Here is a 12,153-nt window from a genome sequence, read left to right on the forward strand (position 1 = left end):
CCCCCATGGATAATAAAGTTGGTGTGTTCACGTCCCACCGCTTTAAGCAAACGATAGCCTTCTTCAAATTAGTATTCAACTTACTATGTCTCTTCTAATGTTTCTTATATTGGGTTCAATTTGATCAAATCGATTCAAACAGTGGTTTCGAATCATGTCTAAGTCATTAATACTTTGAGACTCATCTTTATTTCTAATTAGAATATTCATAATCCAGTTAGATAGATTACGAAGATGTGCACGATAAGAGTAAAAGCGAATCAAGTCCAGATTAATCTGAAATTTTCGATCCAACTGTTTAATATAGGAAGATATAAAGATGTCGAAACTCGAACCAATATAGCCAAATAAATTATACTCGGGTGGTGCTAAGATCACCGATTCCCAGTCTAAAAAGAACAACTGAGTATTGTGATATATGATATTCCCACCCCACATATCACCGTGACACAAAACAAGTTGGCTAGAATTGATGTAAACTGAATTCCGGATTTCTCTAACTACGTTCATGGAAGAAAGAATTTGTTCTTTCTTTAATAAAACAAGCTCTCGCAGTGATTGATTTAAGCAATTGTTTCGATTTGATTTCTCAAGGATCGAAATACATCTCAAAAGATCAGATTCGAAAGTGATATCAAATGATTCCTTTGGTAATAAAGTCTGATTCACTTGCGAAGTAATCTGTTCTAATGTAGCCACGGACTTTGCAATTCCTACAAGAATCTCATCTGAGAAAGGATATGCCTCAGCCAAGGTCTCTCCAACTATAAAATTAAATAAAACTATAGTGATGTCTTGTAATTTAGTAAATAAACTCCCAAAGCAATTCTTTATTGGATGAGTAATGTTTATAAACAACCCTTGATGATAAAGGTCCCAAGTCAAAGGCAGGTAATAATTTAGTCGTCGTATTCCCTCTCTTTGTCTATCATTATGATGATCAAATAACTTCAAGTAATATTGTTGTTCGTCAATACAATTTACTTTATAGGAATACGCCGAATCCCCGACCGGAATAAATTCAATATCCTTAATAAGAATTCCGTAGTTATTTTGTATGAATAAAATAAGCTGTTTATCTTCGATTTTGAACTTACTTATCAAAAGTCTCACCACCATATGATGAGGAATTGTGGTTCAGGCCAGCCCGTGTCTCGTCAGAGTATAGCAATAACGCAAATGCCAGCTGCAAAGCTTCTCCACCATGTTTCACGCCTCCCGAAAGCCTCCCGTCTTGTCCTCTCTTCCGATCAACTATGAACGGGGCGGGAAGGGCATACCATAAAGAAAGGCCGGAAGCCGTTTTGTCAACACAGCTTCCGTCCCGATCTTCCGGACGACTAACTCAAATACCGATTTCGGATGACCCCCATGTGATGAAGTTCGTGTCCCGCGATGACGTACGCGAGGGCGCGCGCCGTAATGCTTACGTTGTTGGCTGTGCCCTTGCGGGACCACGCCTCCGCTGGCAACCCGCGTAAGAGTGTGATCGTCGATTGCCGTACCGCCCGGTAGTCTTCAGCCAACTGCGCGGTTGTCCAGCTTCCGAAAGGAGGCATGAACACTTCCTGGTCGAATCCGGGCAGAGGCGTCTGGTCCCCTCTTGCGAACCGGAGAAGACGGTAGGTCATGACGCGTTCCCCGTCCGCGATGTGCCCCACGACTTCTTTCAGCGTCCATTTTCCTTCTGCATACCGATATGCGCCCTGGCTTTCGCTCAACGATGCCAGCAATTCGGTCATTTGCTTTTCCTGGGCGAGCAGAATGTCGATGATGTTGCCTTCCGGCACCAACCGGATATACTCGCCGAAGCCCCCGGTGTATTCTACTTCTGACGGTCTTTGGTTCATGCGTGGTCCCCTCTCTATAGAGATATGGAAAATTATAGCGCTCCTCTTAAGATAATTCCGTCCATTTCACACTCGAGTTGCATCCATTAGATGAACTTAATTTTTACTCTAGAAATGTATATTTCCGTAACTGACGTTTATTAAAACGTCAGTTACTTAATTGTTACCGAGTTGTTCCGCCAAACCGACTAGAATTCCTTCGGTTCCACGAATGTAGCAGAGCCTATAAGAGTCCTCATACTGAACGACTTCGCCAACGAGCTGAGCACCATGCTTAGTGAGTCTGGATACCATTTCGTCAATGTCTTGCACGGTGAACATAACGCGTAGATAACCGAGGGCGTTTACAGGAGCAGTCCGGTGATCTGATATAGTAGGTGGGGTTAGAAATCGGGAAAGCTCAAGTCGGCTGTGACCATCGGGGGTAACCATCATAGCAATTTCGACGCACTGAGAACCCAGTCCGGTTACGCGACCTGCCCATTCACCTTCGACCGTGGCTCGCCCTTCGAGCTTCAAGCCGATCTCCTCGAAAAAAGAGATTGCGTCATCAAGGGATTCTACGACGATGCCCACATTGTCCATTCTTAGTAATTTGTTGTTTGCCATTGCCTTATCTCCTTATGTGTACAAATTTATTTACAGGAATAAGTGAATTGGGTTTTCGGGTATGTCATATAACGTTAATGTATATACGAACCCGAGAGGCTTATGGGGAACAACGACCGGTTCAACGAACATAGCCTCGCAGGGTTGTGAGCTGGTATGGCTTCTCTGCCTACAACTTCTCGCGAATTAAGGTCCGAACGGCCCGGATCGTAGATACGATGTTATCTGACGGCGATGCCATCATGGAATAACTTACAATATCAGTCTATATGTCTGTTCAACAATGGTTTTCTAACTCAATTAGTTCTTTGATACATCTTTTCAAGTATGGTATTATATATCTAATAAAGACCAAGTGCGCTAACACTTGGTCCATACAATTGGCTTGAATGGGTAATCCCTTCTTAGTCATTTACGATCGGAAACCCACCTTCGGCGGTCAACCTTAGGGTGGGTTTTTACTTTCTCTTGTTGTTATTAATGTAAGTTAAAAGTGCAAGAAAGAATGATCCAAATAGGAACATAATCGTTAGTGCATCTTTCACTTCCATGGCTTCACCTCCTTTCGAAGGGAAACCATGACCACCCAAGATTTAATTGTAGTTATATTTTACCTTTATTTACATGTGCGTACAAGCGTTCTTATGATGACTTTTGATTTTTCGATTCTAAATATGGTTTTAATACAATTGTCGGCCCTTTCAGATACCGTTGTTGTATTCACGAGCCCGAGAGGTAAAAGGTCGAGCTAGCGACCGGGTGGCTCCGCAACTTAGCCTCGCAGGGTTATCTGCCTGACTTAACTTCTCCGATTACGGAGCCGCAAGTGTGTGCCAGCGTGAAGATGGTGTTATGTGATGCCAAAGTTCTCTTCGATCCATCCACAAATTAATCTATTCTTTCCAAAGTCTTGTTACTTCTTCTAATACTAGGTCTTTAAATTTTAATTTATAGATGTCTGGTTTCTTTGTTTGATTCATGAAATCCAATCCGTAATTCGAATTAAAATAATTCATCATCAACGTCATTACATTCCCGTGTGTTCCAATAGCAACTTTCTTTCCCTTGTGTTCTTCTAAGATATTTTTCAACACTACAACTGATCTATTTTGGCAAACAGTGTTAGACTCTCCTCCTGGCAATGCATAGGCAGGGTCATCAAACATCTTCTTCATAGCGGGCATAAATTCTTCATTAGTAATAATATAGTCTGAAAAGTGCCTTTCCCTAAGATCCTCAAATATCTGAATATCTATTTCTAACTCTTTGGCCAACCCCTCCAATGTTAGAATTGCTCGAGCATAAGGACTTGATATAATCATGTTTATTCCTTCATCCTTTAATATTTCAGTTATTTTTTCTGCGTTCATCTTTCCCTCTATGGTAAGCCCCCTAGTTCTTTCATTTCCTTCTGTATATGGTGACTCGGCATGCCTAACCATATAAATAATGGTCTTCATAAAACCCTCCCTGAACGTTCCCGTATCCACGTTGTCCAACCGACCAACGGGAGCGGCCGCGATGCGGTTAGTCGGTGCGGATGTGTCCGCTGAATTTGCTTCCCTGCCAATCGCTTCTCGCGGACCGAGGAGCTGTCAGGCTCGATGCGTGGATATGATGTTAGGTGATGTCCCCCGCTTCATGGATTAACTTTCAACAGTTCTTTATCTGTTCCGTTATATACGATCCTTCTTGAAAAATTAAACAATTCAACTGCAATCCATATGCACATCCGCCATCAATTCCTATCTTGTCTTTACTAAACCAAATATCTGATGTGCCATGGATATCAATAGTTCTTGTATGTCCAAAAATAACTCTTTTGTTTAAATCCTCAAAACTGTGTTGAATGAATTCATCCTTAATATACATAAAATCATATTCTGGCTGGTTCTTCCAATCTATAAAATTGGGATTCAATCCCGCATGAACATAAATGTGATCATGATCTTCGTGATATAAAGGTAATTCACTTAAAAAGTCTATGTGGTGACCAAAAAAAGTCTTAATTGTATCCTTCGCCTGGTTCAATATCTCATCAGAGATTTCGTTATTCATGTTATTAATATCACAATAACTTTGGAGGGTTTGTATTCCCCCATGTTCAATAAATTTAGATCGAATCAATGCGCTATCATTATTTATTAAATCAACCAATCGTTGGTCATGATTGCCTCGTAAAGCAATGGCATTATGCATACTTACTAATTCGATTACTTTTTCAACTACTGCTTTACTATTAGGCCCTCTATCTACATAATCACCAAGCAAAATCAACTGATCATCTATCGAATTATATTTGATAAGATGCAACATCTGATTTAATTGATCGATACATCCATGAATATCGCTAATCATAATTGTTCGCTTCATAGAATCTCCTAACTATAAATGTTTTTAAGCTCTTGGCGGATTTCACCTACGTTCCTGTATTACGACGACGTCCATCTCCCTTAGATAGCTCTTATCGAAGGGAGATGGGTGTGTCCGCCTGACTCCGTTCCCTTGCTTATCGCTCCCGGTGGATCAAGGGTCGGCAACAGCCAACCCGTAGCGTGAATATTATGTTATGGGATTCGAGAAGGGCAGCTGGAACCCAGTTTTCATACAGACCCGTTCAATCTCCTCAACGGGAAACGATGTATTTCTGTTATTCGAAACGAGATTGGTGTAAAAATCATTGATCACTACAGCTATAGGAGCGTACCGCATTATAATCTCCGCTGCAGAATCCATCACTTCTAGGAATTCCTTACCCTCAGCACAACGACGTATAAATTCGATTCGTTCAGAACGGTTCATCCTACCAGTCAATGCTGCTACAAGCCAGTTCACTATTTGTGCTGCCACATAACATCCATCATGAGTCTTGTTCAATTCAAAAAACTCCAATTCGGAATCTGACAGTTCAAATCGAGAAGACGTTGCAAGTCCGAAGTCCGAAATATACACACGGTGACCGTCGGTTAAAACATTGTTAAAGTGAACGTCGAAATGTAGTAATCCGTTCGCATTCATAAAGGAGACCGTTGACAGCAAGTTTGAGTCCAACAAGGCAAACGCTGAATTGGCTGCATTCTCACCAATAGCGACCTGTTCGGTAAGCCAGTTATGCAGGTTGTAAGGTACGTACTCACAGAACAGTACAACATTGTAGTTGGATTGCTCAAGGGCCTCAATACGATCCCGTATTTTTGAAGTACCCCAAAACTCAACCATTTTGGAAACATCGCTCAGTTCCTCAGAGATTGGATTACGCCGTTTGGGGCTTTTTAACACCCGCCAGTGATACATTAGGGGAAAGTTCTCACACTGTCTCGCCAGAACCCAGTTGGTGGTCATTGTATGGGCAGCGACCTCACGCCACACTCCAGCACCTGGTGAACCTATCCCATAGTGGCAATACGGAGGAAGATTAAACGCGTTTCTGGTAGACATATAATTTTCGGAGTGGCTTTCAAGTTCCGTAAGCGGAACCATTTTCACGAACACGGGTGTATCATCAATTTGTAAGAAAGCCGTTGTACCGCCAATACCCGTATTTAGAACCGTAGCTTTTTCCACTCGCTTGCTAAGCTGCTCATCACTTACCAGACTTAAGGCAGTAGACACGGCGGCATAGCGGGCAAGTCGAATGTCGTGTGTCGAATGCTCGTTCGTTGATAATTTCATAGGGGATAGCATCCTTTCGCTCTTTTGTTCTGGTTAATGCATTTTTTACTATTTATCTAACTATTATCATCTCTCTGTTCTGTCGTATAACGTTCTTATATTCACGACGTCGAGAGGCTTAAAGTGCGTATCTGGAGAGGCGTAGCCTCCAACCAAATCGGCTGCGCGTAGCGCAGTTAACCTCGCATATGTGTCCGCCGAATTCTATCCCCTGCCAATCTCAACCCGCAGACCGAGGAGCCGTCAGGTTCCGAAGCGTGGATATGATGGTAAATGATGCCGGCGCATCTTCGAATTACCCTCATTACATCTTTATTATAAATCCTGTCTTATCCCCTTTAATAAATCCGCAACTCTCATAAAAGCTTTGGGTTCCTTCCATTCTAGAACTTGTCATTAACATCACTTTATAACAATCATTCTCCCTAGCGATTTCGACTGCTTTTTGAAGTACTAATTTCCCGTAACCGTTTTTTCTATAATCAGAATGTGTAACAACATTCTCAATCAAGCCATATGGTCTTGCGCCCCTAGTTAAATTACTAATAATAGCTAAAACACATGAAGAGACAAGTTTCCCCTCATGCTCTACAACAATAATCTTCATCAGCTTGTCATTCATTATCTCTCGCCAATGATCTTGTATTTCGTATATATTCAGTTCTGGATCATCTGCATTTAAATACTTATATAGCAAAAGTAGTTGATCTAATTCATTCCTATGAATGTATCTGACAGACACATTGGGCATGATGATTCCCTCACTCTTAGGTTTTTTATCAGGTTTCGGCGGTTGATATAACGTTTGTGTGCTCCCGACGCTGAGACCCTTAGATGTAAATCTTAGTGCCGCAGATGTGTCTGCCTGCATCTTCATCTCCGAATCACCTCGGAGCAAAGCCTGCAGCGGGAATACGATGTTATATGAATAGATCTTCTTATAATCTTCCTACAAACTTCATGACTTCTTTGGCCAATCAACAAACCATGCATCTGTTATATATTCATTCCAATTAATTATTGTATATTCTGCTTTAATTATTATTTCAGAGAATTCATTATTATAAGAAGATGAAACTCCAAATATCCTGTATAAATTTCGTTTTCCTTCTTCAATTATATCTAGTTTAAGTATTTCAAAATCTTTATTATTAATTAAATCAATATTCGTTTTTGTTTCTTCATTTCTATCAAATATTCCTGATTCATAGGTTTCAACGTTGTAGAATTCCAATGTACATTGATCAGTATTCTTTGCAACATTGTATGGGTTTAATTTATGTTCAGATAGTACATTTACCGATTCTAAAATGAGTATCAGTTTATTGTGTTCGATGTTAATAACTTCAATAATACAATCATGAAAATCAATTTGATCAAGTCCATTCTTTGAAATGTATACCCACATGGAACTCACCTTCATAAATATTTAAGCTCTTTCAATTGCATTCATGACGTCGAGAACCCTAAGGACCGTAGGGACGGTGGCTATGCCACTTAGGTTCGCAGAAGTGGCATGCTGATTTCTGCTTCCCCGCTCACCTCTTCGGGTGAGCTTTAGCCGTGTTGCGGTAATACGTTGTTATCAGTTATCCAAGCCTTCTTCGAGTTCACTTGCAAAATCATCTTTATTGAATACAATTTCACATCCTGAAAAGCACCCTTTGCTAAGATATGCCTTCTCAATACCCCTTCAAATCGCATTCCAGTCTTCTCCATTACTCTGGCGGATCCGATATTATCCAGATGGCATCTTGCTTCAATTCGAACTAATCCTAATTCATCGAATCCAAAATCTAAAATTTCCCAATTACCTCGGACATGTATCCTTGATTCCAATATTCATTTGACAATACATAACCAAGCTCTGCTCTTTTATTTCGATTATCCCAACTCACAAAACTACAACTACCAATTAGTTTCTTGGCTTGTTTGTGCTCAATCCCCCAAGGTCCTACTTTCTGTGTGTCATAACGGTTTAACACAAATTCAATAAATGCTTTTGTATCATCAAGTGACTGATGAGTGTCCCAAACGGTATATCTCGATACCATAGGAAATCTACAATAACCATACATATCATCCTGATCCGAGTAACTTATCTTTCTTAATCTTGTTCGCTCAGTTTCAAGAACAGGGAACTCCTGAAAATGATCTTCAATTTGCGTCATTGCAGCCACCCTCAGATAAAATATTAGTGCTTAGCTTTCAGATAACGTTTATGTATTCCCGAACCCGAGAACCTTAAGGCTGAAGGACCGGCCGTGGCGCGGTTAGGTTCGCAGGGTTGTCCGCCAACGCTTCCCTGTACCTCTGAAATCGCTCCGCAGTGAAATCCCTTCGCTCTTGGCGGACCAAGGGGCGAACGCCCGCTGCGGGAATATGGTGTTATGTGATGTCTGCCTCATCTTCGAATAATTCTCAAAAATTATAAGTACTTCTTAAAGGCTTTACTCGAATCACCGTCATAACCTAACTTTGTATAGAACTCGTGTGCTTGCTTCCTCGAAGCTCCGCTGGTTAAAAAGACTTTAACACAACCCCTTGAAATACACAGCTCTTCAATATGCTTCATAATGAGCGATCCATAACCTTGACCTTGTCTGTTTCCAGATACAATTACACGTTCTACAACCCCGAAAGGTTGTGATTCAATCAACGCATCTAAACATAGATGCAGATGTGCAGTTGCAACGATCTCTTGGTCTACTTCGCAAATGAACAAGAAACTATTAGGATCTTGTTTAATTTCTTCTATTCTAGCTTCCAACACTTTTATTTTTGTGTTGTTTGGAAGCAACTCTTTATATAGTCGTTCAATAGCTTCGGTGTCATTGGTTTCAGCTTCCCGAATTATCATTCACATTCTCCTCTGTATTTAGGCTGATTTCACATAACGTTTCCCACATCTATGACGCGACCCAGCCCTAGATAGCTCTATCTTAGGCTGGGTCGTGTGTTGTCTGGATTTACGCCTATGAGCGTGCTTTCTTATGAAAAAACCAAGGGGCGAAGCTTAGATGTATGGTTAGGTGATGTTACTGCCTTATCTTAAATTACATTCTTATAAATGTTTAACAGATATATATTGTTTCTTATGTATTATAGTATTTTAAGGGTATTTCATCATGTCTTATGTGTTCTAATTTTCTAGTACAATATACGGCTTTAAGGGCGGTCGGCTAATCTCCCATAAGGGAGGTGATGCCCATGGAGGTCAAAGATGCACTTACCTTAATGTTCTGTTCGGCATGTTCATTCTGGCATTGCTCACCTACATGAAAAAGAAATAGACCGCCCTCGCTAAGGTAACGGTCTATTTCTCGACCTAACTCCTGTGGCCGACTGCTCTTTATGTAGTTATTGTGCTATGGAGTCGTGTTCCAGCACGGCTCCTTACTTATTCTTACCTCAGTATAACTCATTTTATAACGCTTTTATATGTTTTGTTGATTATTTTTTATTTATATAAGGTCTGTAATGCTAAAAACCTTTGAACAAGATTCCAACTCTATTTTTTACTTTGGTATAAAAACTCAACTTCACCATCTCGTAAATATCGATATTCAAATAATTGCATTGTTCTTTCCCTAATTCTCTCCTTTATAACCCTGCCTAAGCTTACCGACCCTTGTGATCCAAGGTAACCATTATTAATAAATGTCTTCTCTACAAATTTTGTTTCCCTTAAGTGATACTGTAACCATTCTTTCTGCGATTCAATTAGTGCTTCTCTTGGTTCTCTATCCAACTTAGAAAGAAGCTTTTTATATATATGATCTAACTCATCATCCCAAATCTCTGTATATTTGCTTTCAAACGCCCCCCATTCTAATGTTGTAATAATCTCTTTGGAATTTTGAAATTCATTAAATTCCACCTCATAATCATGATCTATAGGATTACGAAGCATTTCATCATAAAATTCTCCTTTCAAATCAAGGTTCCCAATGCTCATGGTTAACACTTCCTTGTAAGAAGGATCTGACCGACCTTCAGTTATTTCTTTCGATTCTGTTCCATTACCTGTACTCGCTACATCAGGAGGCAGCTCAGAATTCATTAATGTTTTAGTTTCGCTGTTCAAGGTAGTCGATTGACTACTATTTTGACAAGATGAAAACACTATCGTAACAAAAAATAATAAGAATATCTTACCTTTCATAAATGATCTCCTTAAATAATTCTTTAATATTTACCGGTAATGGCGTATAACGTTTTGCTTTCACGAAACGACCCCGCCTTAGATAGCTCTTATCTTAGGCGGGGTCGTTTGTTGACTGAGCTTTTTCCATGATTATTCATCTGACAACCCAGGGGCGATAGCCCCACAGCTTGAATATGGTGTTATCTGATGGGTATGCCTTTTTATGAACTACTAACATTTCTTTTACTTAATTTCTTTAATGCCGAGTAATCCTGATCGGACTTAATAAAATTTAATATCTTTTCGGCACATTCTGTTGGATTCAAATCTTCAGTATTTACTTCAAGGTCATATTCATTAAAGCAATATACTTTGTCGAACTGGGAATTTGCTAGTCCAATCATTCGATCTCCTCTGAGTTGCTCTCTTCTTGTGAGTTCTTCTTTCGAGCATATTACACCTACGAATAATGTAGGATAATCAATAAGTACATCAAGATAATCATTAAACCACTTGTCATTTTCGATTACGGTATCGACGATTACATTCAGACCATATTCTAAAAACAGTTTAATTGTGGCGTAGTACATGGAGATTATAGGATCAAACATTATTTGTCCGATAACTACATCATCCAATTCTTTTACTGGTTTTAAATCTGGAAATTTGTTATTAATAAGATCATTGAAATTATGAAAAAAATCATCTATGGATAAATGATGAAAAAGAATCTCTTTCTGATTGATCAGTTCCATAGAAATACTAGTCTTTCCTGCACTTGAAGTTCCGTTCAAGAACACAATCTGTCCTTGCTTCAAACGAATCACCCTCACTTATAAGCGTATCTTTCAGATAACGTTCTCGTGTCCACGACTTAGTCGTATGCGTCCAGCTGAAATCGTTTCCCTGCTAATGTCAATTGCCTCCCCGAATCCTCTTCTTACTCCGGCCGGACCGAGGGGCGAATGCCCCGAAGCGGGAATATTATGTTAGGCGAAGTCATTTTCTTCCATGATTAATCTTGCATACTTATCCCATTCTTTATTATCAGTGTTTATTTCAATTGTAGGTACCATTGATTTGGACGATTGAATTCTGAGTCTATTTTGGGTTTCGATTAATTCTTTGCACGCCGCATTAATATCTTCTCTTGATTTGTTAATCCAGTTATTTGGATTTCTGCTCATTATTCTTTCTTCAACAATATCATTAGATATAGTTAACAAGATACATTTAGCTCCTATTTTATTTAAATCGTTCTCAATACTAGTTATTTCTGTATCTTCTGAATCCGAGAATGCGACTCGATGATTTAAATGGAACCTCTCTAATACAAAAAAGAGTCCTCTAGATTTTCTTTTCCATGGTCCTAAATTAATCGCCCAATCATTTAAATTCTTTAGCATATCAACTCTATCTCTTAATAGTTCAAGATGTTGATCTCTTGATAATCGAACAAACTCCCCATGAACATTATTCAGAATCTGAGAATAATGTTCACCAAGTATAACGATGCTCAACTCGGCTGATTCGTCAATTGCTTGATATTGTTTTATCGCTTTAAGAAGCGATGTTTTACCCGCGTTTGAAAACCCTTCAAGGATAATTCCCCTAATGTTCATATAATGGTTTCCTTCTTTATAATGATTTTGCCTAACGTTATTGTATCCACGAACACGAGAGGCTTAAAGGAGCGTCAGCGCGGGTCCGTCGGACTTAGCCTCACAGGGTTGTGGGCTGAATAAACCTCTCTGTTACCCCCATCTTGCGAACCGAGGGCCCGATGGCCCGAAGCGTAAATACTATGTTAGGCGATGCTCTCATTTCTATGAATTACTACCTAATATATGGTCGTTATAAATTTTATCGTTATTT

15 protein-coding genes are annotated in these 12,153 nt (G+C 39.7%); all 15 read right to left on the reverse strand.

Features of this window, described 5'->3' with window-relative positions; translation table 11 throughout:
• Window positions 1–75: 75 nt before the first annotated feature.
• Window positions 76–1,104 carry a phosphotransferase gene (locus tag HMPREF9412_RS20080; RefSeq protein ID WP_009593545.1) on the reverse strand — a complete coding sequence of 343 codons (1,029 nt, stop codon included), beginning with the start codon at window positions 1,102–1,104 and terminating at the stop codon, window positions 76–78.
• 236 nt (window positions 1,105–1,340) lie between these two features.
• Window positions 1,341–1,850: a DinB family protein gene (locus HMPREF9412_RS20085; protein WP_009593511.1), complete on the reverse strand. Its 510-nt coding sequence runs from the start codon at window positions 1,848–1,850 to the stop codon at window positions 1,341–1,343.
• 156 nt (window positions 1,851–2,006) lie between these two features.
• Window positions 2,007–2,459: a VOC family protein gene (locus HMPREF9412_RS20090; protein WP_036672857.1), complete on the reverse strand. Its 453-nt coding sequence runs from the start codon at window positions 2,457–2,459 to the stop codon at window positions 2,007–2,009.
• Window positions 2,460–2,917: 458 nt separating this feature from the next.
• On the reverse strand, window positions 2,918–3,010 hold the full coding sequence (gene comI / locus HMPREF9412_RS33410) for a competence inhibitor ComI (protein ID WP_254664083.1): 93 nt from the start codon (window positions 3,008–3,010) through the stop codon (window positions 2,918–2,920).
• 342 nt (window positions 3,011–3,352) lie between these two features.
• The gene (locus HMPREF9412_RS20095) at window positions 3,353–3,919 is read right to left on the reverse strand and encodes a histidine phosphatase family protein (protein ID WP_009593551.1); all 567 of its coding nucleotides are present in this window, start codon (window positions 3,917–3,919) and stop codon (window positions 3,353–3,355) included.
• Window positions 3,920–4,112: 193 nt separating this feature from the next.
• Complete coding sequence (locus HMPREF9412_RS20100) at window positions 4,113–4,832, reverse strand: metallophosphoesterase family protein (RefSeq protein WP_009593519.1); 720 nt, start codon at window positions 4,830–4,832, stop codon at window positions 4,113–4,115.
• Window positions 4,833–5,021: 189 nt separating this feature from the next.
• A complete protein-coding gene (locus tag HMPREF9412_RS20105; RefSeq protein ID WP_009593525.1) occupies window positions 5,022–6,131 on the reverse strand; it encodes a protein kinase domain-containing protein in 1,110 nt (369 codons plus the stop codon).
• 304 nt (window positions 6,132–6,435) lie between these two features.
• Window positions 6,436–7,008 carry a GNAT family N-acetyltransferase gene (locus tag HMPREF9412_RS20110; protein WP_254664084.1) on the reverse strand — a complete coding sequence of 191 codons (573 nt, stop codon included), beginning with the start codon at window positions 7,006–7,008 and terminating at the stop codon, window positions 6,436–6,438.
• An 81-nt stretch (window positions 7,009–7,089) separates the two neighbouring features.
• On the reverse strand, window positions 7,090–7,539 hold the full coding sequence (locus HMPREF9412_RS20115; protein WP_009593538.1) for a hypothetical protein: 450 nt from the start codon (window positions 7,537–7,539) through the stop codon (window positions 7,090–7,092).
• A 149-nt stretch (window positions 7,540–7,688) separates the two neighbouring features.
• On the reverse strand, window positions 7,689–7,970 hold the full coding sequence (locus HMPREF9412_RS33685) for a GNAT family N-acetyltransferase (RefSeq protein ID WP_368072387.1): 282 nt from the start codon (window positions 7,968–7,970) through the stop codon (window positions 7,689–7,691).
• The gene (locus HMPREF9412_RS33690; RefSeq protein WP_368072388.1) at window positions 7,928–8,302 is read right to left on the reverse strand and encodes a GNAT family N-acetyltransferase; all 375 of its coding nucleotides are present in this window, start codon (window positions 8,300–8,302) and stop codon (window positions 7,928–7,930) included. Before HMPREF9412_RS33690 ends, HMPREF9412_RS33685 begins: the two co-directional genes overlap by 43 nt.
• A gap of 257 nt (window positions 8,303–8,559) precedes the next feature.
• On the reverse strand, window positions 8,560–8,991 hold the full coding sequence (locus HMPREF9412_RS20125) for a GNAT family N-acetyltransferase (RefSeq protein WP_036672861.1): 432 nt from the start codon (window positions 8,989–8,991) through the stop codon (window positions 8,560–8,562).
• A 651-nt stretch (window positions 8,992–9,642) separates the two neighbouring features.
• A complete protein-coding gene (locus HMPREF9412_RS20130) occupies window positions 9,643–10,296 on the reverse strand; it encodes a lysozyme inhibitor LprI family protein (protein ID WP_036672864.1) in 654 nt (217 codons plus the stop codon).
• A gap of 203 nt (window positions 10,297–10,499) precedes the next feature.
• Window positions 10,500–11,096: a chloramphenicol phosphotransferase CPT family protein gene (locus tag HMPREF9412_RS20135; protein ID WP_009593485.1), complete on the reverse strand. Its 597-nt coding sequence runs from the start codon at window positions 11,094–11,096 to the stop codon at window positions 10,500–10,502.
• 171 nt (window positions 11,097–11,267) lie between these two features.
• Complete coding sequence (locus HMPREF9412_RS20140; RefSeq protein ID WP_009593484.1) at window positions 11,268–11,900, reverse strand: hypothetical protein; 633 nt, start codon at window positions 11,898–11,900, stop codon at window positions 11,268–11,270.
• Window positions 11,901–12,153 lie beyond the last annotated feature (253 nt).

This window comes from Paenibacillus sp. HGF5 (assembly GCF_000204455.1).
Taxonomy (GTDB): domain Bacteria; phylum Bacillota; class Bacilli; order Paenibacillales; family Paenibacillaceae; genus Paenibacillus_AQ; species Paenibacillus_AQ lautus_A.